Here is a 23,505-nt window from a genome sequence, read left to right as displayed (position 1 = left end):
CACGGATGTCCAATTAGCTCCGCCGCACAGTCGCAACAGATCGACCGCGAGCCGTGCGGCACCGATACCCAGTTCCTTGACCAACCTCGAGAGCGTCATGTCCGAGAGTGCCTTCCCGCGACGACTCGGGAACACCCAGATCGATTCCGACGTTAAGGTCCCAAACCCTCGCATCGACTTCATCCCCACAGTCGCGAGCGGGACTTCGCCAGACCGCACTGCCGTTAACGCCAGGACTTCGAGAGCGAGCTTCGTAGCAATCCACGCACGCAACGCCGGGACGCCCTAACCGCGTCGGTGGCTTCTTCGCACAGGAGTACCGCCTAGGCTTGATGGCGGGAACCGGGTACCGTTGTTCGGCTACCCTGCATCTATGCGCACCTGCTCGGTGAGGCGCAGATCGTCGAGAATCTGACGCACTTCGGTCAGCAGCGCATCAGCTCCCCGTTCGCTCGTGGTCAACTCGAACGCCACGTTTACTCTCAGGCCATCACTGGAGCTAGCCCTGAGCTTCGGGATCAACCGGGTGCCGACGCGGTTCCAGATCTCCGCCGGAATGTAGCCATGCAAACGAAGCGTCGCGACCCTTGGCTCGGGCGGTTCAGGCGGCTGTGGTTCGGGCGACGTTCCCGGTGCAGGCTCCGAATCCGCAGTGGCGCCGGACGGATCTTGCTTGCCGGGGGCCGGTTCGACCGGTGTTTCCCCCTTGGGTGCTGGCGGAGCCTTCAATACTCCAGCTCGACCCTTGGTCAACAGGCAAACACCCGAATCGAAGGACACTTCTTCCGAGGCAACCGCCTGCCGGAACCACACCCGTTCGGGCCGGTCGGTGTGCAGGCCGGAGCCGAGCCCGAAGTCTCCGTTGGCCACCCACTCGACGACCTTCCTGCGCAGCACGGCGTCAGGGTCCACGAGGCGTGTCAGCGAGCCATCGAGAAAGCTCTGGCGCAGGCTGTCCAGCGGCCACGTCCCACCATCCTTGAACGCTGGTGGCCAGTTACGTTCTATGTATCCTGCACCGACCGATTCGTTGAGACGAGCGCTCGACTTGAGCGCCCCAATGACGCGACTGCAGAGACTCTCCGCGCTGCTGGAGTGACCGGCTCCGAGGTCGATGACCTCCAGTCCGTCCGCCGTCGAGGCGTCGGCGAAGACGATGAAGCGATAGTCACCCCACACCTCCTCTCGGGCGGCCTCGACGGCCTCGCGTACCTTTCCTCCGATCTCGGCTCGGTCCGCCGTATCAAGCTCACTCCCAAGCGCCCCCGCGGAGACCTCTCTAGCGACACGCTTCCACGCAAGCCACTGCTCCACCTTGTCCTGCAATCCGCGGCCGGGCTTCCGGACGGCCCAAACGAGCGCTCCCGGATACCGCCGGGGCGATGCGCCGCGGGTTCGTGTCCATTCTGCGATCCGCTCACGCACGTCTCCGGCGGTGCCCGTCCATTCCACTTCAGGACCCACCACCACCAACGTCAGCTTGGGCGTGTCCGGAATCGACGCCGAGTCGGCCGGGAAATGCACTCGCGGAATGCTCGCGCCTCTGTCGAAGTCGTCCCTGACCAAGCTACGGACAGACGGCCGGATCTCGTCATCCTCGTCGAGCGAGGCGCGCCGGTCGTTGACTACCTTCTTGATCGTCGGCCGGTAGCTGATTCGAAAACCGTCCGTTCCCACGCGACGCAGGAAGTAGGCCCGTTCCTCCAGCGCCAGCGCCGCAGCGTCGACTGAGGTCGTGTCGACCGCCGGCTCGCCCAGCGCAAAGCGCAATTCCGGCAGATGCGCCACCTTGTCGACCTGCCCGCCGGAGGACTCGAACAGCATCGAGGTCCCAACCCGGCGGTGAACGTCGCGGAGAGCAGCCTTTGTATCGCCGTCCAGTGCCCGTGCGTGGGCTTGAGCGCCTGCGATGTCGACCTCAATGGCTGTCGACAAGCGCGATTCGCCGAGCTGGCCGAGAACGACGCCGATGAAGTCGGGAACCTCCAACGGCGCAGAGCCGAGGGTGATCAGCGGCTCGGTGCGTGCACCGGTGAAGCCGTCACGATGCGCCCACGAGATCCACTGAGCCAGCATCGCCAATGTCCCGCGCGTCTGCTGGAACTGGGGCAGCGCCCGCCACTTCCGCTGAAAGACCGACAGTGTGGCCGGATGAAAGGGATAGCAGGCTTCAAAGCGCGCCCGCAGATGCTCTCTCGCCTTAGCCTCGGTAGCGGCGCTGTCCACCAGCGTCCATTCCGGCGGAAGCCGCTCCCGGCGTTCGAAGCACCAATCCGCGTACGCCTTCGAGACTCTTGTTCGAAGGCCGTCCCGACCAATATCGTCGAACAGGCGCCGCCGGACCACTTCGCTCACCTCCGTCTCGTCGTTCGCCAACAGATCCTTGGCGACGCGGCGGACGACCTTGGTGATCTTGTCCTGCCACGCCAGATCGAAGTCGGACATCTCGACTTCGCTGCGCGGCAAGCTGATGACGGCCGCCCCTTGAGTCCTGCCGGTCATGGCCACTGTCAGGTTCTGGATGAACGCATGGAAAGCGTCGGCCATCGGACGATAGCGATTGACGAAATTGAGCACCTCGTCGAAGAGCACCAACACCGGAGCGCCTGCTGCCGCGAACACCCGCCCAAGGGCTTCGGTCCCTGGCGGCGTCGTTGCCGCCTGCGCCCCGAGTAGCTCGACGCCTCGATCACCAGCGAGCTGGCGGGCGACATCGATCCAAGGAGCCTCGCGTCCCTCGCTCGGATCCCATGCGTTGCCGACGAACACCGCTACCCGAGCGGCCGGCACGGCCGAGAGCTCCGCCTCGTGCAACAACGACCTCACCTCCTCCCGGTCTTCTAGCAGGTCGCTCGCCGTGACCAGGTGATAGAGCGCCGTTAGCGTATGGGTCTTGCCGCCGCCGAACTGCGTCACCAGCGTCATCACCGGTGCCGTGTTTGCGGTCTCTCCAGCTAAACGTCGCAGAACCATGCCCGTGTGGTCGCGCAATGCCCGGGTGAAGCAAGTGCGGTCGAAAAACGCCTCAGGATCGCGATAGTCCGACGGCGCCGTACCGGCGACTACCTGTTCCAGGGCGATAGCGAACTCGTCGGGATTGAACGAGCGTCCTTCGCGCACCTCCCGGCGCGGAAGCACCACCTTGTACCAGGGCTCAAGTGTCATGATCTACGTACTACCTCCGGCAGAGACGCCTGTTCCCCAGCATGCGTCGTTGCCTGTCGTCGTCTGTCCACCCAAGTGCGTCGAGCAGACCTTTCCGCGTGGACCGTCAATCAAGTTCCTGTTCTTGAAATCCCGCTGGAGATCTCTTCGTCTCACTGCCTGATCACTTACTTCGGGAGTGTCAAGAGCATCGCATCAAGCAGCCGCTTTTCCTCGCTACCCGCCGGATAGAGTGCGGACAGTGCATTCGACAGGCGCAGAAAATCCGGGCCGCGCTCGCGCTCGGCCTTCACCAGTGCCCGCAACGCGCTAGTCTGCCCACCGGCCTGGAGGAGCATACCGGTATGGACGCGGTCGAGGGTCGTGGCGCCGGGTTTCACAGCAGAGACTTCAGCGGTTTCTCCGACCCCACTCTTGTGCACCCGTCCAATGGTCGGTGCTTCCTCATAGTCCGGAAAGAGGACGCCCTGAAGTACATCCGCACCGCTATTGACCTCCTGTTCCAGCCATGCGGCGACAGCAGCTGCCCCTCGCTCGCCGAAGAGTCTCTCGGCACGCTCGGCGACCGGAATCAGACGAACCATGCCCTTCTCGGTTTCAATAGTGTGGTTCTCCCACCTCGGCAGGTCGATACCCAGAGGCTGTGCGAAGCGGCGCACCACGTCGAAGACAAGGGAGTAGCTCGTGGACCCGCCGCTTACCACTCCCTCGTCGTCCGCCACATCGACCGGTCTGCCGCCAACGTCTCGGCCCGTCTCGCCGTTGGTCGCCTGGAGTGTCCACAGGAAGAGTGCAGTCAGCCGCGCATCTTCTTCCAGGGCGCCCGCCAGCCCGTTCCGGGCTTGCGCCTCCGCCGCTCCGAGGACGTTCTCCAGCGCGGTGCGGCCGACTACCTCCCAGACCTTCTCCAGATACTTGGGAAGTCCGATCTCATGTCCGTCAGCCGTCTCAACTCTCTCGTACCGGCTGAAGATCTCCAGCGCCGGGCCGATGCAGGCGAAGACGAGATCGGCGCCACGAATCCCTTCACCCTGCAGACGTTCCATCCATTCGCCGACGCGCCGGGGAAGTTCGTGCAAGACGACGGCCCAATCGCCTACCAAGGCGTTGTCTGGGCGGGGACGACAGATTAGGTGGACGCTGGTGGCCAGAGAAGCGGTTTCTCGTGCATTGGGCCGGGTATCCATCTCCGTGGCGATTGGCCACGAACCGGTGAGCGTCCAGCCTCCCTTAATCATGCCCGAGAGGAGCGCTTCCCAGCCCTCGGTGGTCTTGTGAGCGAAGACCACAGATCCGATGCCGTCATCCCGAAGCACCCGCCGCCCTTCGGCGAAAGCTCGCGCCATTCCCTGTTCGTACGATTCCGCGTCTTTCTCGGATGTACTCATGCGATGCGGCCGATCAACGACGATTTCGCGCACTTTGGGTGTCGTGCAGCTGCTCGACTCGAACGAGTTGCGAAGCAGGGGATCGTCAGGAATTATGCGCCTGAGCCAAACAAAAAAGAAGTCCGCGAGGTGTGCGTACGGCACCGCATCGTAGTATGGCGGGTCGGTAAACCAGACGTTGGCGGCCTGATCTGGAAGCGGGTGGGCAGCTGCATCCGCACCATGGACTTGCGTTGGCTCACGACTCTCCGAAAACCGCTCGACCACACGAGCCATCGTCCGCAACGTCGTAGCGTGGTCTCCGGCCTGTCCGCCGACAAAACTGGCTTCTGCAAAGTCCCAGAGCATCGGAACTGACTGCCTAGTAAAGAGATGCCGAACCTGGTGCTTTGTGTTCTCCCATTGACAAAGGGAGTTGGCGATATCCGCAAAGCGACTGACGCTCAACGCCAGTAATAGCGCGGATGGTGCTGACGAATCGTGTCGACGAACCAGTCGACATAGCTCCACTAGCGCCGCCTTCTGCCGCAATGTGAACAGGTCGCCCCACGTGTGCATGCCATAGATCGGCACACTGATGCGCCGCACTTCGTTCAGCGATATCGGCTCATCCGGAACGGGGCACGGCCCTTTCCGACCTCGCCGCTCCCAGTCGTCGATAATCCTGGCGACGCGGTCCCGAGCCCGGCGCACAGCCGCGTAGTCCCGCACGGTCGGCAGTCGGTAGTGTCGGCCTTTCTCGCCCGGCTTGAGCGTGACCACAGCTAAGAGAAACGCTCCGCCTGAGCGACATCCCTGCTCGTCGAAGATGACGTCCGCGCCGCCACGTTGAGCCGCGAGCTGCGCCCGCACGCGCTCCGGCGGAAGCACCGACCCGCAACAGACGCAGGCAGCCTTCGCACGTGCCACGGTCCCGGCCCGCACATCCTTGTCCGCGCTGGGCTCGAAGATCTCGAACTCGACCCGCGGCGACTCGACCTCGTCGCGCTGCACGCTGAGACGCAGCGCCCGCTTGCGCCGCAACTTCTTGCACAGCCACATTGAGCGTATCAACGGGATCTCCGCCCCGCAGTTCGGCGCCTCGCACCGCACAGTCCGCGCCCACAGGTATGCGATGGGCGTTGCGCCGTCCGGATCCGGCGGGTAGAGATCAGACAGTTCCTTCTCGGCGACCGCTTTGATCTCGCCCCCAACTCTCCGAAGCTCATCGGCCAAGGCAGAACCGCGGCGGGGGATGTCCTCCAGCATAGCTTTGAGGATTAGGCACGCCACCGGATTCAGGTCGCTGGCGAACGCTTCACACCCCATCCGCAACGCCTCCAGCGGGATTGAACCCCCGCCCGCGAACGGATCGACGACAAGTGGAGCGTGCTCCCCGTGCGCTGCCTTAACGAGTTTGCGTGACACGTTAAGGAACGGGTCGGCAACAGACCACTCCCACGCCGCCCCCTGGGCCAGAAGATGCAGCAGCGCGCGGCGAACCCGTATCAGCGGCCAAGGCTCCTTCTCCGACGACAGGTCGTTCCAAACTCTCGCTCTACGTTCAGCCTCTCGTTCCGCCTCTTCCCTTATTCCCGGCCTCTTGCTCTTCAAGTTTGACTTCAAATCCGCGATCAGCAATTCAGATCCGGCCTTGGTCTTGACGAGATGTTCGGCGAGCCCCCGGAGCTCGTCGGCAGCGACTCGAAGAAAGTCCTCTGGACAGTGCCGATCGCACGGATCCGGCAGCAACAGCGCCAGCAACACGGCGCGACTTGACGCCAGCGGGCGTCGCGCCCACCACAGGTGCAACGTCGAGGGATGACCGTGGCGGATCGACTTCTCCCGCGCCGCGTGCTTCGAAACGACCGCGACGGGAAAGTCCACTTCAGCGAGGCGCTTGCACGTTTTAGGAATCACATCTCTTCTTTCAATCCGGCAGACTGCTAACCCCTCATGCGAGATTGGCGAATGGTTGTCTGCAATGCCGCCAGTCGGCGGTTGCACATGTCTGCGGTTTCGCCAAAGATGCCACACCTGACGAACTCAGAATTGTCTCGCGTCCTAGACAATGATCCTTCGATCTCCTGCAGGATGCGGTTTCTGTTTTCGTCTCGGTAGCAAAACGCGCCGACCGGAGCCCATTCGCGCTCTGGTTCCACGTGGAGGTAACCGAGCGCCAGAAGGATTTCGAGTTTGTCGAAGACGAACGTGTACCGACCGTCGTCAGGGATGATTCTCGCAACGGGCGTTCGTAGCGCGTCGTGCAACCAGTCGCTCATCGGCACGCGATGACCCTCCATCCCCTTGAGTAGCCGCATCTCCTGTACGTTTCCATCGGCAAGTAGAGATGGGGGAAACAGCTGTACGGCTGTCTTGTCTTCGCGATGTTCATCAGGAAGAGTGACCTTCAAGAGACGCCCTAGGAACTCCAACCGATTCGCCTCCACCGCCCCGATTCCCAGCGCGCATAACAACAGAGTTGCTGGATATCGCTTCAAGGCTTCCCAGATTGTGAACACCTGACCGGCGCTCGCTCGCATAGCACCAAGCCGGCTCAATGCTCGTTGCCAAAACAAGATATGGTCGTCCTCCGCCCAGAAGCCGCCGACCGGCGCCAATGCCAGCAAAGTCGCCGCAGCGGCGTCGTAGCGGCGGACGCGCGTCGTAACCGTTGTGCCGTTCGGTACCGGACGGTCCGCTGCGAAACCTTCTCCAGAAGTCGCTGAGATGACTTGCTCAACAACGCCGTCGACTAGATCCGACAACCGAATCCGATGCCGTGATTCCGACAAGTAGCGCTTCAAGCTCGCCACAGCCGCTTCGGTGGACAGCGGGTGCGGTCGTGTGAACTCCCGAAGGGACTCGACGTGTTGCTGAACGGTGCCGAAGAACTCGTCAGCATCCTCGATCGTAATCGCCTCGGCCGAGCGGTGTTCGATCAAGCGCCGTGCCTCGTCTTCGATCTCCCCACGAACGGTCCAATACGTGGAGAAGCGGCGCGATGGTGCACGGTAGAGCGCTTGGCGCAGGGCTCCGTCCCAAGCCGCCGACCAGCCGCAGACGACAAGACCGAATTCGTCGAAGACGCGAGCCAACAGGTGGTCGAACTCCACGGAATACGAATCGAGCTCCGCTTGAGTGTTCCTGATACGTGTGTCGAGGTAGTCGCCGTGCAACTTGACAACGCAGCAGCGCGTGTGAATTAGCGGCAGAGCGCCCTGCAACTGATCCGGCGTGGTTAGCACTGTCGGCGTCACGCCCGTGTCGTCCAATGCTGTCTCGATCAGGCGGTCGAAGTTGGTCGTGAGGATCACCCGAATGAAGCCCTTCGCGGCGAGGGCGGCGATAGCTCGGTGCGCTGCAGTCGGCTGTTTGGCACCCTCCTCACGGTCGTCCGCGCTCGGTTCGATGTAGCCCCTCAACAACTGCTGTCGTTCTGCCGACGTCCTACACAGTTTGTCCAGCAAGTCGGAGTAGTCCGCCTCTTTGTCAAAAGTGCTTCGGTACCACTGTTCCGGATCTGGTTCGCACGTCTCGTGGCGGACGGCTGCCAGCTTGCGCACCAAGTCCAGCGTGATTTCCCAACCGGTGGGGATCTTGGCCGCCCGTGACAAGCCGGAGCCGGCCAAGACGGCATAAATGCCGGGATTGGCGTGCATCGAGAATGCAAGCGACTCCGTTGAATTGATCATGCGGCGAACGACCGCGGACAGCGGGGGCTCAGTTGCCCGTTCGACCGGACCCGACCCACTGAATCCTGGACACTCATGTCGTAGCAGCTTGGCAGTCGAGCTACTCGCCCCGCAGCATGGCTTCGGTGTTCAAATAGTAGTGCTGCACCTTCGACACCTCGTGCCATGGCAACCGGGCCGGATCGGGGATCGGTTCATTCAGCACCGGCGTCCGGGCACAATCGGTGACGACGTACAGCCAGTAGCAGTCGGGGCGGTCCTCAGCCATACGGCGCTCGTTCGGCGTCAGGAGAATCGTGCCCGTGGGCGCGGCGAGTCCCTTGACTTCGATCAGCCGCAGATCGCCGGACGCCGGGTCGAGGCTTGTCACGTCGTAGCCGACGTTCTTGGCGCTCACGTCCTCCACGCGGCGTGCACGAGACTCCTCGTGCGCGATGACCACGCGCATCGCCGTCGCCTCGGTCGCCGGATCGGGCTGGTGGCGCTTCACCTCGGCTGCAGCGCGATCGGGGTGCGGCAGCACCAGCACGCTGGTACTACGTTCAACCGCCTGGAGCGTGAGCGCCCGCTGCCGCCCCAACTCCTCGCGGCGACGGTCGCGGCGGACCTGCAACTCGCCATGCCGTGCCTCGGCCATTGCCAGCCGGCCTTCCGCGCCCTGGCGCCCCGCCTCCACGTCGCCCGCAGCGCGTCCGATCTCCTCGTCCGTCCCCGACAACAGTTCGGTGAGCGACAACTCGACGTGCTTCGCGACACGCTCAACCTCCGCGAGTCGATCGGCGCGTGTGTCTTCGAGAAACGGCGTCAGGATGTGCTCCTGGAGCCATGCCGTCGGCTCCGGCCGCCTCGCGGCTTCCGGCAGTACGTCCGGCGTGGGAGCCGGCGTCAGGTTGCCGAGAACGCCCGGCTCACACGCTCGCGGGTCGCCGTCGCCGCCCGATTCCAGAGCGAAGAGCTTCTCGTGAACGACATGGCCGAGTCCGTCGACCACACGGGCGCGATAGAAGTCGATGCGCGTTGGCGCATCGTGCGCGAGCGAGTGGTACGTCGCCCCCGTGGCGAGCGGATCGCTCGCCCGCTCGCGGGTATGACGGCGGACCGCTTCGAATAGCGGATGGCCCGGCGTGACCCATTCGAGAGCGTGCTCCTGCGCCGCGTCGCGATCAGTGCTGCACCGCGGATAACGGGCGGCCAGCTCGGGGAGGCGCCAGTCGGGCTGGCGCTCGTGGCGGCGCAACGAGGACGGGGTGCGGCCCGGCTCGAAGGTGTGCGGCAGACCACCTATGAAGTCGAGCTTCAGAGGGACGAGCGGCGCCGCTTCCCGCAAAAAGCGGGCGATGGTCTCGGGCACTACCCGGCGCTCGCGGGCGCGAGCGCGGCGCTCGACCAGCATCTCCAGATTCAGCTTCTTCGACGCCAATCCCTCCAGGGCGTTCCGGCAGATGTTGCGGAACCGTCCCTCGTCGACATCTCGGAGCAGGCGCTCCTCCAGATCCTCGCTGCCGAGCCGGCCGGCGTAGTAGTCGCGCAATACGCGCTCGACATGGGCGGACGGCAGCACCTCACCGACGACATTGAATACAGCATCGTCATCCAGTGCGTCGCGGATCTCCTGAAGCTTGTCGAGCAGCCGCTGTAGCACGTGCCCTTCAATAGTGTTCGTGGCGACGAAGTTAAAGATCAGGCAGTCCTTCTCCTGACCGTAGCGGTGAATACGCCCCATCCGCTGTTCGAGACGGTTTGGGTTCCACGGGATGTCGTAGTTGAACAGGACGTTGCAGACCTGGAGGTTGATCCCCTCGCCGGCCGCCTCGGTGGCGACGAGCACCTGGACCGCGCCGTCGCGGAACTGCTGCTCGGCGTGAAGCCTCGTTCCCGGCTCGTCGCGGCTGCCGGGTTTCATGCCGCCGTGGATGCTCGTGACCCTGAAGCCCCACGCTTCGAGCGTCTCGACGAGGTAGTCGAGCGTGTCCTTGAACTCGGTGAAGAGCACGAGCCTTTGTTCCGGCCGATCGACGAAGCCCTCGTCCCGCAGCAAGTCTTCGAGCTTGGAGAGCTTCGCCTCGTCGCCAGCCTGCTCGACCGCCCGCGCCCGGGCGGCCAGCGCCTGCAACTCGGCGATCTCCTCGCTCACCATCTCGGCGTTGCTCGCCAGCGTGACCGCGTCCAGCAGCCGCTCCAGCCGTTCGCGGTCGTGTTCCTCCATCTCCTCCAACTCGTCGGAGGTCGGCAGGTCCGGGGGCGCAGCGCGGGCGAGATCCTGCGCCTGGGCGAGCCCGCGTTCCAAGCGGACGGCCCGGTTCGCGAGGCTCCGGCCCATGGCCCTGGCGCTGGAGGCCAGACGCCGCTGGTAGAGCGCCATCAGGAAGCCAACGGCGCGCGCGCGTGGCGTGTCGCCCGCAGCCGCAGCCCTGGCGCTCTGGCGCTTCACGAACCGCGACACCTCGCTGTACAGCTCGAACTCGGGGCCGTCGATGGCGAAGTCCACCGTGCGGGGGATGCGCTTGGTGAAGATCTTCCGGGCCGTCCACCTCCCGTCACCGTCGCGCTCGGGGAAGTAGACCATCGCCTCCTTCGTGCGCCGCAGGTAGAACGGAGCCCGGCCATCATCCATCGCCTCTCGGATCGAGCGCACGTCGGCGTAGGCGTCGCGGTCGAGGAGCTGGAGGAACAGCGAGAAATTGTCGGGGTCCCCCTTGTGCGGCGTGGCGGTCAGCAGCAGCATGTGGTCCGACGAATCCCGCAGCAACTCACCCAGCCGGTAACGCTGACTCTTGTGGGACTCGTCGCGGGCCGACATCCGGTGCGCCTCGTCGACGATGACCAGATCCCAGTGCGTCTGGCGCAATCCGGGCAAGATATCCTCACGCTTGGCCAAATCAAGTGAGGTCACCACCTTCGCCTGTTGCATCCACTGGTTCACGCCGAACTGGGCGCGCAGGTCGCTGCCCTTCATCACTAGGAACGTCTCGTCGAATTTCTCCTTAAGTTCTCGCTGCCATTGGAACGCGAGGTTCGACGGGGCGACGATCAGGATGCGTTCGGCGAGGCCCCGCAACTGCAACTCGCGGAGCAGCAGACCGGCCATGATCGTCTTGCCTGCCCCAGCATCGTCAGCCAGAAGGAATCGCACGCGTGCCAGCTTCAGCAAGTGGTCGTAAACCGCCTCCAACTGGTGCGGCAGCGGATCGACGCGCGAGATCGACAGCCCGAAGTACGGATCGAACTCCCAGGCGAGGCCGAGCGCGTGGGCCTGAAGTCCCAATCGGAGCAGCGCTCCGTCGCCGTCGTATCGGAAGCCACTGTCAAGAACTGTAAGGCCGGCCAGGTCGGCGGTCCCGAGCGAGACCCTCCGAAATCGCTCCGTCTGCGTACCGACCAGACCGAGCGTCCAACTGCCTAATCCCGTCTCCGAAGCGGTTTCCACGCGCATCGGCTCGTTGAAAAGCGGGCCGGTCAGGATCTGGCCTTCGGACGGGATCGCCGGGGGACTCATGGGAAGCGGCACGTGCGCGCCATTCGCTCGTTCGTGGCCTGTACTGTACCACCCGGTCGCCTTCACGGCGGTCGGTGCCGCCCGCGCATGCTCGACTGTACCCGTCTGTGTATGGCTCCCCGGAGGCGAGTCCTGCAGGGCCTGGCCGGTCGCTCCTTGTCGGCACGTACGGGATATATGATATACGCATAGTATAGCTTTTTAGGGATACCAAGGATATGACAAATGCAGAACTGAAGTCGTTGCGCTCTCGCCTTGGCTTCACGCAGGCGGCACTCGCAGAAGCCGTCGGCGTTGTGCCGAACACGCTCGCTCGCTGGGAGCGAGGCGAGCTCGGCATCCCCGGCTGGGCGGCCGAGCGTTTGGATGCTGCTGCACGGTCAGGCTCATCGGGCAGGGCGGTCTCGCGTCCGCTTGGTGTCGTGCTCGATCCACACCACGGAGCAATCGTCGACGCACTGAATGGAGCATTGGACCCGAGTGTCTTCGAAACGTGTGCCGTGGACCTCCTCAGACGCGACTGGCCGCGCGTTGTGCCGGTCGCCGGCGGTGGAGACGACGGGTTTGACGGTGCAGTTGCGGATGGCGCCAGCGAAGAGCCCTTCCCGCTCGTTGTCACGACCGCGAGGAACCTGACCGGGAATCTCCGTGAGAATCTGAAGCGGGCACAACGCAAGCAGGCAACGTTGGATCGCGCGCTATTCGCGACCTCCAGACGGGTGACGTCGCACATGCGCCAGAAGCTGCGCGCGACGGCGGGCGAGATCGGCGTGAAGCTCTTGCAGATCTACGAGCAGGACTGGTTTGCTCAACGCCTCTATGCGGAACCTGTTTGGTGTAAACGCCTACTCCGACTAACGGGGCGGCCGCGCGCATTGAGTCCTTTCCCTATCACTCGACGGCCGGTCCTTGGCGATCGGATCCTCGGACGCGAGCGCGAAACGCGCTGGCTTCAGGAGCAACCAGGTGACCGCCTTCTGGTGGGCGCACCGGGATCGGGCAAGACGTTCCTGCTGCGTGCCTTGGTCTTGCAGGGCCAGGCACTGTTCAAGGTTGATGATGACCGAGAGCAAATCGCGAACGACCTCCGGACCCTTAAGCCACCGGCCGTGATCATTGACGACGCGCACGTCGATCCCGACGCGATTGTGCGATTCATCCAGATCCGGCAGGAAGTGGGTTCTGATGTCCGCATCATCGCGACGAGCTGGCCCGGCGAGGCCGTTGCCGTCCAGCACGCGTTGCAGGTTCCGGACTCCGAGGTCCTGAATCTCGAGTTGATCGATGCCGACACGATGATTGAGATCATCAAATCGGTGGGGATTGGCGGACCGGACGACCTGCTCCGCGTGATTCGTCAACAGGCGGCGGGACGACCCGGGCTTGCAGCAACGCTAGCGCATCTCTGTCTCGCGGGCGATATCCGGCGAGTCGTAAGCGGGGACGAACTGGTCGATCAATTGGTCTCGCAGCTAGACCGCTTGGTAGGTTTCCGTACACAGAAACTCCTGGCGCCGTTCGCACTCGGTGGCAATGCCGGCGCCCCAGCGCAGACCGTTGCAGAAGCACTTGGGACGTCGCTCATAGAGTTGAGCAACGACCTTACGCAATTGGCGGCAGCCGGGATCGTTCAGGAATCGCGAACGTCAATCCTCGAAACCGGGGATGATGGCACACCGGTCAGGAAGACGCGCGTCGGCGTGTCCGTGGACCCATCGCCGATGCGGTGGGTACTAGTGCAACGCGTGTTCTTCGGAAGTGTTGCCCCTTTGCCGCTCGATCAGTTTCTGGAGATCGTCAGCAACGAGGCGGACGCTTTGGATACGTTGATTGGTGCTCGTTCGCGGGGCGCCTCGATTCCCGACCTCGCAGAGCGACTGGAGCGAGCGGATGCGCGGCTGCCGGTGGACGAATCGTCGCGGCTCTGGGCCGAATACGCATCCCTTGGGCCGGCGGAAGCGCGAGACGTGATTGACCGCCGCCCGCACCGGCTTCTGGAAGTCGCCGAAGATGTTCTCGAACAGGCACCGGAGACGGCGATCCCGTTGCTGCTCGACCAAGTGAGCAGAATGGACGGCTCGCGTCCCGAAGACCTTTTGTCAAGAGACCCGCTGGACGTTCTGGCGAAATGGGCGACTCGGCTGTCTCCGACCCGAGAAGACTGGTCCTATCGGAGATCCGCGTTGTCCCGCGTAGCAGATCTTTGGCGCCGCGATGGTGGAGATGCAAGAACCGCGCTTCGTGCAATGTGCATCGCGCTCAACCCCAAGTCTGAATTCGCGACGACCGATCCAGGTCGTGGGCGAAGAATCCGTCTCCACTTCGGAACTCTCGGTCACCGTCATGTTGAAGACTTGACGGCATTGTGGGAATCGATGCTCAGTGTCCTGCGTGACTTGGACGACTCTGAGACCCCATGGCACGACTTGCTGAGCCTCGTTTCTGCCTGGGTGCACTACCCGTTCGATCATCTCCTAGGCATCCCGGACAACGTACGAAACGACGTGCTGACTTTCGCGCAGCGGTTGATCCAGGATCTCGCCGACATCTCCAGCGAGCATCCCGGTCTTCAACACGAACTGAAGGGAACCGCGGAGCTAGCCGGGTTGAACATCGACGTGACTCTCGATCCCGAGTTCGAGGCGCTGCATCAGAACCTTGAAGTCGATGACGAGATGAAGATGATGACGGACGGTCCACCAGACAGCATTCTGGAGCCTTGGGAGCGCAGACCCGTTGAGGAAATGACAAGGAGGCTTGCGTGGATCGAGTCAGAGGCGGATCTTGCGAGCATCAGCTACCCTCGCTGGTCGCCGTATCTGTGCGCGCGACTCGCCAAACGTGTTCGCGACCCCGCAGCGGTGGCCGAGAGATTTATGGAAGGTGGGCTGCCTGCCGACCTGGTCGGACCATTCGTCCTTCGGGCGGCCAATGCGGCCCAGCCACGGTGGGAGGCAATCCTTCGTCGCTGCCTCGATGATGACAGCCTTCGTGGGCTCGGACTCTACGCTACGACCACGCACCCCGAACCACCACCGGAGCTTCTTTCGATTGCTCTGGGTGCGGCGGGAGACTACGCGAGGAGTGTCGACACGTGGTGCCTTAGGAAGGAAGTACCCCGGGCGACGCTCCTTCAGATGTTCTGTTCCGCGGATGCTCGGCTCGCCGTCGCGGCAGCCATCGGACATTGGTGCGGGCACGCCATTCGACGTGCAGGCGACGAGCCGAAGAAAACATGCTCGTATTGCGGCGCCGAGGTTGTGGCTGAAGCGGCCGTGTGTTGCATGTGCCTGCGCATTGTGAACATGGAGGAGTACAAGAAACACCGTTTTGCGGATGGTGGGCTTGAACGCGGCCGTAAACTTTATGACAGTTGGCGACAGGCGATTCTCCGAGCGCCAGCAGATGAGGGCCAGATCTCTCAGCACGACGAGTACTGGCTAGGCGAGATTCTGTCAAGGAACACGCGTTTGGCGGAAGAGTGGCTGGTCTCGAAGTTCGGTCGGCGTGACGATGGCAACGGCTCGTGGAGGCTGGAGGGAATCGCAGTCAAGCTCGTGCCTGTATTGGATGCTCCGCAGCGGGCCAGGGTACTGGCAGAACTGCGTTCGGGCTGTCGTGCCGAGAAGTTGGTGAAGGAGCTTGTGGCCACCGACGTTGATCTGTATCGAGAATTGCTCGATAGGCGCGAGCTTGCCGAATGCCACCTCGCTCCGCTTGCCGGCAAACCGTGCAAGACCTGGCGCGGAAGGGCCCTGCTTGCTCTCGGAAAGGGCTATTCAGTCGACGACATCGTCTATGCCGCCCTGGGACGTTCCTATTCCTGGTCCGGACCCATGAGCGAAATGTGGGCAGAATGGCAACGGGCGTTCGAGACACTGCTCAATGACGTCGATCGGCGCATTGTGCAGATCGGAGAACGAGGTGCTGAGATAATGGGCGGGCGGAAGCAGCGTGAGCTTGAAATCGAGCACTATCAGGCAGTCCATGGCCGGTGATGAGGCGAAGGCGAACGGAACGAAGTGAGTGCCGCGACTTGAGCGCGTCGCCTCGGCAGTTCCCTACCGACTGATGGCGACTGAAAGACGCCGCCCGGACGGCCGTATCGTCTACGACCCGCGCGGGACGGTGACGGCAGAGCCCCAGGCGCTTGCGCCGCGCCTCGAGTCGCTCGCCGGCATCCGCCTGGGCGTCCTCGACAACACGAAGTGGAACGCTTCGCAGTTGCTCCGCGAGACGGTCACGCGGCTGCAGGAAGACACCAACTTCGCGGAGATCAGACGCTACGCGAAGGAGAGCTTCTCGCGCACCGCGGATCCGGAGTTGCTTGACCGGATAGCGCGGGAGACCGATGCGGTCATCACCGCGATAGGCGATTGAGGGTCCTGCACGTCGTGCAGTCTGCACGACGCGGTCGGGTTGGAGAGACGGGGCGTTCCCACCGCTGTCGTGGTCACCGACGCCTTTCTTCACGAAGCTGACGTGCAGCGAACCGCGCTCGGGGCCGAGCGCCTCGAGCCGGTGGCCATCACTCACCCGCTCAGCACGCTAACGGATGAACAAATCGCGGCTCGCGCTGCCGAGGCGGCAAGCGGCGCCCGTCGCGTCCTTGCCCGTTGACCGAACGGCGCCCGACGGCGAGCACACCAGCTCAATCGCTACGGTCGAAGTTCGACGAAACCTGCGGCTTGGAAGTCACCATCGAAGGCGAGCACCCTACCGATGCGGTTGGCTCTCATGAACGCGAAGCTAGTGGCGTCTACGATCGAGAATTCACGCTCGTCGTGACGGCGCAACCATCGGATGGCAGTTTCCTCGGTCTCCTTGTCAATCCAGGCGATCTGTACCCTGGAACTTGCATCGAGCATGTCCAGGAACGTCACCGCAGCACGATGCCCCGCCTTGCGACGCAGAAAGGTCCAGGTCTCGCCCCGAACCTGGTTTGACGTCACGAGGTTGCCGTCAGCATAGAGGGCGGCAAGTTGCCTTGCCGTGTCGTGATGGCCATCACGCGTGTTGCGCAAGGCGACCCAGAACGAGGTATCGACGAAGATCACCGATAGACGACCTCGTCCACCGGCTCGGGATCGAAGCTATCTCCGCCAATCCAGCGACCCAGAGGATCATCCTCCAAAGCCGGCAAAGAGCTGACGTTGCTCCGCACGAAACGACGGATGAGCGCGGCCTTCGAGGAACCCTCCTCGCGGGCTTGACGCTCCAGCGCCTCGTCCAGTTCCTCGTCGATCATGATCTGCAAGCGCTTCATGAATGAATGAATGATACATCACTATTGCTATGCATGTGTAGGACCTTTGAGGCTACGAGTCCCGATCAAGCGTGGCCACACCCGATCCCAACGCGCGGTATGATGCCGCCGTGAGGGTCGAACTCGCCTACGGCCGCGGGCGGATGCCGGTCGATCTTCCTGGCGACCGAACGACGGTCATCGAACCGTCCTACGTGGACGGGCTGCCGGACGAGGCAGGCGCCATCCGCCGCGCACTCCGAATGCCGACCGGCAAGCCACCGCTCGACTCCCTCGTCAAGTCCGACCAGACGGTCGCGATCTCGGTCTGCGACATCACGCGCCCGATGCCGAGCGAGCGGCTGCTGCCGGTGCTGCTCGATGAACTGTCACACGTGCCCGACGAGCAGATCGTCATCCTCATCGCGGCCGGCACGCACCGCGCGAACACGCGCGACGAACTGGTTGAGATGCTGGGCGCGCCGATCGTCGACCGCTACCCCATCGTCAACCACAGCGCCTTCGACGAGGACATGTTGGTTCATCTGGGGGAAGTGCCTCCCCGGGTGCCGGTCTGGCTCAATCGCCACTGGGTCGATGCGGACATCCGAATCACCACCGGCTTCGTCGAACCGCATTTCTTCGCGGGCTTCAGCGGCGGACCGAAGCTGGTTGCCCCCGGGTTGGCCGGCTTCCGGACGACGATGCGTTTGCACGACGCGGAGATGATCGCCAGCCCGAACGCACGATGGGGGGTCACCGTCGGAAACCCCATTCATGACGCGATCCGACGGATCGCCGCCAAGGTTGGCGTCCACTTCAGCGTCGATGTTGCGATCAACCGCGACCGGCAGATTACGAGCGTCGCGGCCGGCGAGATCTTTGCCGTCCACAAGGCAATGGCGGAACGCGTGCGCCGGAGCGCCATGCAGGGGTTCGACGCACCGTTCGACGTCGTCGTCACGACCAACAGCGGCTACCCGCTCGATCAGAACCTCTACCAAAGCGTCAAGGGGATGTCGGCCGCCGCCCAGGTGGTCAGGACGGGCGGTGCGATCGTCTGCGCCGCCGAGTGCGCTGACGGGCTGCCGTCGCACGGGGAGTACAAGTCGATCCTCGAGGCGCGTGACTCTCCCGAGGCGCTACTCGAGATGATCTGCGCCCCGGGCCACAACCGGCACGATCAGTGGGAAGTGCAGATCCAGGCGCAGATACAGCAACGCGCCCGGGTCTTCCTGAAGGCCGACGGTCTGTCCGCCAACGATGTCCGCGCGGCGCACCTCACGCCGACCAACAACGTGGAGGCGACGGCGCGCGAGCAACTCGAAAGGGCCGGACCGGACGCGCGGCTCTGCGTGCTGCCGGAGGGGCCGCAGACGATTCCCTATCTCGCCGGCTGACTGGCGCTGCGGGTCGCGGGTGCTTCCCGGACGTCAGAACGGCCGGATGATCGCCATGATCACGGCCACCGCGACGGCTCCGGCCGTGATCCAGCGCAGCGCCGCGACGTTCCCGGGCCGGCGAAACGCAAGCGGCACGATCATCGCCAGTACGACCCAGCAGGCGATCTTCACGATCACCCATCCTTCCCATGGCATGCGCTGCATGCCGTGGATGCCGAAGCCGCTGACGAAGACGATCAGGGCCATGATGCCCGACCGCATGAGGAGGGGGCGCCGGTGTTCCGGTAGCGGCGCCGCGAGCGCGGCGTAGGAGGCTCCCACGAGGAACATCGCCGCAGCGATGTGAAAGACGACGAACCAGAGATACATGCCGCGACCGCGACTCCTTCTACTGCGAGCCGCCCGCCGCCGCGGAGAAGCTCAATTCCGGGTCATACCGCAGGACGGTCCGCTCCACGGAAAGGAGCATGCCCGACAACTGCGACGCCACTTCGTCCACGCGCTCACCGAACGTGCGGGCAAGGATTCCCGGCTCGTCCAGTTCAGCGAAACTGGCGTGGTTCTCGACGATCTGCCAAGTGGATGGGCCGGGGCCAAAGTAGCGCTCATAGACACCGAAGACGACGTTGGCGGCCTCGAACTGCGGCACATTGTCCAGGAGGAAACTCCTCCAGTCGCTGACCCGCCCCGGCGCCACCTGCACCGTCGTGACGCGCGCAAGCGACAGTCCGCTCACATCGTCCGACTCGACACTCAGTTCGGGATGGTACTGGATAGCGTAACTCTGCCGGCTGGCCAGAGTCCGGCGCACGCGATCACGGATCCGCGCCAGGCGATCCGGATCCATGGCGCGCGCGAGTGGTCCCCCGGTGTCGTACTCGCCCATGCTGCCGATCGGTGTCACGAAATGCCGCTCGTAGGTGTTGCCGAATTCGGCCGTGCTCCACGCCGAGCGCCACGGAACCCCCGCGCGCCGGAGGCCCGGGTTAACCTCCTCCAGCTGGATTTCTATGTACTCATCCAACTCACGGGGAAGTACCTGCACGATGTCGACGCGCATCCACGGCCAGACTTCCGCTTCCTGGGCGTCGATCCCCGACGGAAGGCCCGCCAGAAGCAACACCGCGACAGCCATCGCAACACCTGCAGCCACGATCCGCCGAATCGTTCTTCTTCTCATGACAACCTCCATCGGATTCCTCCGATTCGGTATCGGCGCTACTCTACCACCACTTATCGGCAGATTTGAATCCGTCGGGTCCGGCAGTGACTGAAGTTGCCGAACATCCGCGGTTCGGCAATCATGCAGGCCGCCATTGTCGATGAGTACGCCGGGTGGTTTCCGCCGCGCACTGGGTTCGCTGGTCCGCCACCGTGCCTTCTCCGCGACCATGGTGTTGACGCTGGCGCTCGCCTTCGGCATCCCCGCCGTCGTGCTGGCGACATTTGATCGGCATTTCTGGCGCCCGCTGGACCCGACCCAATCGGAGCGGCTTTTCACCCTGCAGATCCAGGTCGACGACGGCCGCTTCTCGCCCCTCAGCCACCCCGAGTACGTGCAGTTGCGCGACGTGGGAACGGAGGCGTTCTTCCTCGCGACCTTTGGGCAGTTCGATTTCACGCTCGTCGCCGGTGGCGCGCCGACGCGGGCGAACGTCGCGCTGGTGTCCGACAACTTCTTCTCCCTGTTGAGCGTGGCCCCGGTGTACGGCCGCCCGCTGGCCCCGCCCGACCACGACCCAGGCGCCGCGGCCGTGGCCGTGATGTCTCAACGCGCCTGGACGACGCGATTCGGCCGGGATCCCGACCTCGTCGGCCGCACCGTTCGCCTGGGGCCACGTGCATTCACCGTCGTCGGCATTGCCGCGAATCCGCTCTCGGGTCCGGCTCACGAGCCGGACTTCTGGGTCCCCCTGTCAGCTTTGCCCCAACTCCTGCCCGACAGTGCCGCCATGCTCCTCGGCCCGGCAGCGCGCTGGCTGTACACGGCCGGCCGGTTGCGCCCGTCCACGTCGCGCAGTGACGCCTCGGTGCTGGCAGCGCTTGCCAAGGAGCGTTTGCCGGCCGACGTGGCCGCCGCACGAACCGAGAACTGGCGGTTCGTCGCCCGGTCGATCAATCACGCTCGCCTCGGGCCCGGGTATCACCGGGAGGCTGCCCGGTTCCTCACCTTCCTCGCGCTGATCGCGGGGGTTTTTCTCCTTGCCACCTGCTCCAACCTGGTCCTGTTGCTGCTGACGCGCGGCGCCGAACAGGCGCATGATCTGGCAGTGCGGCGCGCCCTGGGGGCATCGCGCTTCGCCCTCATTCGTCCGCTCGCCGCCGAGCTGCTGATACTCGTGGGCGCCAGCGTGCTCGCGGCCTTGATGTTGTTGCGGTGGGTGGGGCTGGCCGTCTCGGCGTTGCCGCAACTTGCGCCGCTGGGACCGTCAGGGGCCCTGCAACCTGGCGTCCTGCTCTGGATGCTGGCCGTCGCCGGCGCGACATGCGTGCTCGTCTGCCTTGGCTTGCTGCTGATGACGGCGGTTCGGCTACCCTCATTCCCAGGAGCACCGGACGCCAGAGTGACGGGCCGTGGCCGTCGCCAGTCTGCGCTGGTGGCCGGGCAGGTAACGGTGTCCTGTGTCCTGGTCGTCGCCGCGGCGCTTCTGCTGCGCAGCGCCCACGGCGTCGCCTCGACGCCGTCCGGATTCGCCCCGGAGAACGTCCTGACCGCACAACTGCATACCGCCGACTATTCGGAAGCCGAGGGGCATGTCTTTTATCGGCGACTCCTCGCCGAGCTGCGGAACAGCGGACTGGTCACGTCGGCGGCACTCGGGTGGCATAGCCCGCTCAGCATCTTTCAACTGTCCGTCGCGGTGGAGACCCCGGAAACCTCAACGGAGGTTTCCGGGAACGTGGTCTCCGCGGACTACTTCGGCACGCTCGGCATTGCCGTGCTGGAGGGCCGGGAGTTCACTTCGGAAGATCATGCCGAATCCACGCCCGTCGCCGTGGTCAATCGCTCGTTGGCGGAACGTCTCTGGCCGGGTCGCCCGGCGGTCGGACGCGTGCTCACGTTTCCTCGGAGTGGAAGGGATCGGACCGTGATCGGCGTCGTGGACGACGTACGCTACGGCTGTACGGCGTCCTGATGCTGGCGATTGCGCGACGGACGCGCGAACTGGCCATCCGGGTGGCGCTCGGCGCCCGTGAGACTTCCATACGCTGGATGGTACTGACCCAGGGGATGCGGCTCATGGCCGCCGGCGCGCTGCTCGGTCTGGCTGCCACCGTTCCACTAATGAGATTGCTGGCAAGCCAGCTGTACGGGATCGCCCCGCACGACATCACGACGCTGGGGGTGAGCCTGATTGGCCTGCTGCTGACTGGCGGCTTGGCCTGCGACGTGCCGGCGCGGCGAGCGGCGCACCTGGACACCGCCTCCGCGCTTCGACGCGAATGACTCCCGGCGCGGGGCTGCTAGGCCGAGCGCGCATCCGCGATGGCTTGGCGCTCGTCGACTCGCCAAAGCAGCAGACCACCCACCACGAAGAACACGAGCAGGCTGGCTACCCCAACCCGTTGGCTGTAAAGGTCGCTCAGCACCCCGAGGAGCGCCGGCCCGAGAAACGACGTCACCTTGCCTGAGAACGCGAAGAATCCGAAGAACTCCGACTCGTGCCTGGACGGCACGAAGCGCGCCATGAGCGACCTGCTGGCGGACTGGTTCGGGCCGGCAAAGACGCCGACGAGCACCGCGGCCACCCAGAACCACGTCTGGTTGGGGGCGACGGCAGCCACGATGGTCGCAATCGCCAGCGCGAGCACGCTGAGCGCGATCGTCGCGCGACCGCCGATCCAGTCGTCGAGAAAGCCGAAGGCGAGGGCGCCCAGGCCGGCTCCGACGTTGATCACGATCCCGAAGGTCACGAGCTCGGTGAACGTGAACCCAAACGTCCCGACCGCGTAGATTCCCCCGAACGCGAAGATCGTCACCAGGCCGTCGTTGTAGAAGAGACGCGCCAGCAGGAACATCACGACCTGCCGATACCGCCGCATGTGGCGCGCGGTGACGGCCAGATCGCTGAAGGCCCGGACGATGCTGACGCCACCCGGGGTCCAGTCGTCCTTCAGGAAGACGAACGCCGGAATGCTGAACAGCAGAAACCAACCGGCGACGAGGAGGTTCGTGGCGCGCAGGTTGAAGCCCTGCTCGGTCGAAATGCCGAAGAGTGGCGTCTCCGGGACAAAGACGACGAGCGCCGCAACCAAGGCCATCAGGCCCCCCCCGTATCCGAGGCCCCACCCGTAACCGGAGATCCGCCCGATGCGGTCAGCCGGCGCGATCGAAGGCAGGAAGGCGTTGTAGAAGACCAGCCCCAGCTCGAAAGCGACATTGGCGAGGACGAAGACGCCGAGGGCAATCAGAACGCTGTTCGCCATTCCGGGCGTCACGAACGTGAGCGCCGCGGTAGTGACGACGCAGACGAGCGAACAGAGAATGAGGTACTTCCTCCGGCCGCCCCGGTCGGCCAGCGCGCCCGCAATCGGCGCCAGCAGCGCGATGGCGATGGCGCTCACCATGATGGCCCGCGACCACAGGGCAGTGCCCCGGCCCGGGTCGTCCGCGAACGCGGCAGTGAAGTAGGCGGAATAGATGAAAGTGACGACCAGGGTCGTGAACGCGGAGTTGGCCCAGTCGTAGAGACACCAGGACCAGACTGTTGCGCGGCTGGCGGGCTCCGGAGCCTCGAGGGGTTGGGCAGGCGGCGCGCCCGGTGGCGATGGCGGCGGGGTCGAGGAAGTCACGTTCCAATAAGATAAGGCCAACCGGAGGAATCAAACCATGCCGCTCTTTGCCCTGATTGCCCGTGACCTTCCTGATCTGGAACGGCGCCGGGAGATACGCCCCGCGCACATCCAACATATGGACGGTCTTGAAGCAGCCCGGCGCGTCCGGTATGGCGGACCGCTCCTGAACGAGAATACGGAAGTAGTGGGCAGCCTGATCATCCTTGAAGCGGAAGATCTCGAAGCGGCAAAGGAGACCTTCGGGCGCGATCCGTACGTGACGAACGGAGTATTCGATCACTACGATGTCGTCGAAACCCGGCAGATATATCCGAAGGCGTAAACGGCAGCTCCAAGA

Annotated in this window: 16 protein-coding genes; 7 read left to right on the top strand and 9 right to left on the bottom strand. The window is 64.2% G+C overall.

Translation table 11 applies throughout. The features are described from left to right. Positions 1–360 precede the first annotated feature (360 nt). The 4 genes from F4Y45_07765 to F4Y45_07750 form a co-directional block, all read right to left on the bottom strand. A complete protein-coding gene (locus F4Y45_07765) occupies positions 361–3,165 on the bottom strand; it encodes an ATP-binding protein (GenBank protein MXY24404.1) in 2,805 nt (934 codons plus the stop codon). Between the two features lie 167 nt (positions 3,166–3,332). Next, positions 3,333–6,569, bottom strand: a complete 3,237-nt coding sequence (locus tag F4Y45_07760) for a DUF1156 domain-containing protein (protein ID MXY24403.1) — start codon at positions 6,567–6,569, stop codon at positions 3,333–3,335. Continuing rightward, positions 6,479–8,227, bottom strand: a complete 1,749-nt coding sequence (locus F4Y45_07755) for a hypothetical protein (GenBank protein MXY24402.1) — start codon at positions 8,225–8,227, stop codon at positions 6,479–6,481. Before F4Y45_07755 ends, F4Y45_07760 begins: the two co-directional genes overlap by 91 nt. Before the next feature lie 100 nt (positions 8,228–8,327). After that, positions 8,328–11,723, bottom strand: a complete 3,396-nt coding sequence (locus tag F4Y45_07750) for a DUF3883 domain-containing protein (protein MXY24401.1) — start codon at positions 11,721–11,723, stop codon at positions 8,328–8,330. Positions 11,724–11,941: 218 nt separating this feature from the next. On the opposite strand from F4Y45_07750, the gene F4Y45_07745 reads away from it, so the two are divergent. The 3 genes from F4Y45_07745 to F4Y45_07735 all read left to right on the top strand — a co-directional run bounded on the left by F4Y45_07745 (position 11,942) and on the right by F4Y45_07735 (position 16,343). Then, on the top strand, positions 11,942–15,721 hold the full coding sequence (locus F4Y45_07745; protein MXY24400.1) for a helix-turn-helix domain-containing protein: 3,780 nt from the start codon (positions 11,942–11,944) through the stop codon (positions 15,719–15,721). A 73-nt stretch (positions 15,722–15,794) separates the two neighbouring features. Then, positions 15,795–16,103: a hypothetical protein gene (locus tag F4Y45_07740; GenBank protein ID MXY24399.1), complete on the top strand. Its 309-nt coding sequence runs from the start codon at positions 15,795–15,797 to the stop codon at positions 16,101–16,103. A gap of 39 nt (positions 16,104–16,142) precedes the next feature. Then, entirely contained in the window at positions 16,143–16,343 is a 201-nt protein-coding gene (locus tag F4Y45_07735) for a hypothetical protein (GenBank protein ID MXY24398.1), read from the top strand. Between the two features lie 38 nt (positions 16,344–16,381). On the opposite strand, the gene F4Y45_07730 is transcribed toward F4Y45_07735, so the two are convergent. Continuing rightward, on the bottom strand, positions 16,382–16,780 hold the full coding sequence (locus F4Y45_07730) for a PIN domain-containing protein (GenBank protein MXY24397.1): 399 nt from the start codon (positions 16,778–16,780) through the stop codon (positions 16,382–16,384). Beyond that, positions 16,777–16,989: a CopG family transcriptional regulator gene (locus F4Y45_07725; protein ID MXY24396.1), complete on the bottom strand. Its 213-nt coding sequence runs from the start codon at positions 16,987–16,989 to the stop codon at positions 16,777–16,779. The genes F4Y45_07730 and F4Y45_07725 overlap by 4 nt, the downstream gene beginning before the upstream one ends. 110 nt (positions 16,990–17,099) lie before the next feature. Between F4Y45_07725 and larA the strand changes: the two genes are divergently transcribed. Then, positions 17,100–18,368 (top strand): nickel-dependent lactate racemase, encoded by a 1,269-nt coding sequence (gene larA, locus F4Y45_07720; GenBank protein ID MXY24395.1) that lies wholly within the window; start codon positions 17,100–17,102, stop codon positions 18,366–18,368. A 33-nt stretch (positions 18,369–18,401) separates the two neighbouring features. On the opposite strand, the gene F4Y45_07715 is transcribed toward larA, so the two are convergent. Both F4Y45_07715 and F4Y45_07710 read right to left on the bottom strand, forming a co-directional pair. Continuing rightward, positions 18,402–18,740, bottom strand: a complete 339-nt coding sequence (locus F4Y45_07715; protein ID MXY24394.1) for a hypothetical protein — start codon at positions 18,738–18,740, stop codon at positions 18,402–18,404. Positions 18,741–18,759: 19 nt separating this feature from the next. Further along, entirely contained in the window at positions 18,760–19,551 is a 792-nt protein-coding gene (locus tag F4Y45_07710; protein ID MXY24393.1) for a hypothetical protein, read from the bottom strand. A gap of 142 nt (positions 19,552–19,693) precedes the next feature. Between F4Y45_07710 and F4Y45_07705 the strand changes: the two genes are divergently transcribed. Next, the gene (locus tag F4Y45_07705) at positions 19,694–21,508 is read left to right on the top strand and encodes a hypothetical protein (GenBank protein ID MXY24392.1); all 1,815 of its coding nucleotides are present in this window, start codon (positions 19,694–19,696) and stop codon (positions 21,506–21,508) included. Beyond that, complete coding sequence (locus tag F4Y45_07700; GenBank protein ID MXY24391.1) at positions 21,508–21,819, top strand: FtsX-like permease family protein; 312 nt, start codon at positions 21,508–21,510, stop codon at positions 21,817–21,819. Before F4Y45_07705 ends, F4Y45_07700 begins: the two co-directional genes overlap by 1 nt. Positions 21,820–21,836: 17 nt before the next feature. Here the strand turns inward: F4Y45_07700 and F4Y45_07695 are convergent, their stop codons facing one another. Then, on the bottom strand, positions 21,837–23,165 hold the full coding sequence (locus F4Y45_07695) for an MFS transporter (GenBank protein MXY24390.1): 1,329 nt from the start codon (positions 23,163–23,165) through the stop codon (positions 21,837–21,839). Positions 23,166–23,202: 37 nt separating this feature from the next. Between F4Y45_07695 and F4Y45_07690 the strand changes: the two genes are divergently transcribed. Beyond that, a complete protein-coding gene (locus tag F4Y45_07690) occupies positions 23,203–23,490 on the top strand; it encodes a YciI family protein (protein MXY24389.1) in 288 nt (95 codons plus the stop codon). Positions 23,491–23,505 lie beyond the last annotated feature (15 nt).

This window comes from Acidobacteriota bacterium (genome assembly GCA_009838525.1).
GTDB lineage: Bacteria > Acidobacteriota > Vicinamibacteria > Vicinamibacterales > UBA8438 > VXRJ01.
This window is presented reverse-complemented; position numbering and strand designations above follow the sequence as displayed.

What these genes read in the sequence shown, in the direction of transcription:
- F4Y45_07715 (MXY24394.1), bottom strand. Translation starts at nt 18,740, where the DNA reads ATGTATCTCTGGTTCGTCGTCTTTCACATCGCTGCGGCGATGTTCCTC.
- F4Y45_07745 (MXY24400.1), top strand. Translation starts at nt 11,942, where the DNA reads ATGACAAATGCAGAACTGAAGTCGTTGCGCTCTCGCCTTGGCTTCACG.
- F4Y45_07710 (MXY24393.1), bottom strand. Translation starts at nt 19,551, where the DNA reads ATGAGAAGAAGAACGATTCGGCGGATCGTGGCTGCAGGTGTTGCGATG.
- F4Y45_07705 (MXY24392.1), top strand. Translation starts at nt 19,694, where the DNA reads ATGAGTACGCCGGGTGGTTTCCGCCGCGCACTGGGTTCGCTGGTCCGC.
- F4Y45_07725 (MXY24396.1), bottom strand. Translation starts at nt 16,989, where the DNA reads ATGAAGCGCTTGCAGATCATGATCGACGAGGAACTGGACGAGGCGCTG.
- F4Y45_07690 (MXY24389.1), top strand. Translation starts at nt 23,203, where the DNA reads ATGCCGCTCTTTGCCCTGATTGCCCGTGACCTTCCTGATCTGGAACGG.
- F4Y45_07755 (MXY24402.1), bottom strand. Translation starts at nt 8,227, where the DNA reads ATGATCAATTCAACGGAGTCGCTTGCATTCTCGATGCACGCCAATCCC.
- F4Y45_07765 (MXY24404.1), bottom strand. Translation starts at nt 3,165, where the DNA reads ATGACACTTGAGCCCTGGTACAAGGTGGTGCTTCCGCGCCGGGAGGTG.
- F4Y45_07700 (MXY24391.1), top strand. Translation starts at nt 21,508, where the DNA reads ATGCTGGCGATTGCGCGACGGACGCGCGAACTGGCCATCCGGGTGGCG.
- F4Y45_07750 (MXY24401.1), bottom strand. Translation starts at nt 11,723, where the DNA reads ATGAGTCCCCCGGCGATCCCGTCCGAAGGCCAGATCCTGACCGGCCCG.
- F4Y45_07740 (MXY24399.1), top strand. Translation starts at nt 15,795, where the DNA reads ATGGCGACTGAAAGACGCCGCCCGGACGGCCGTATCGTCTACGACCCG.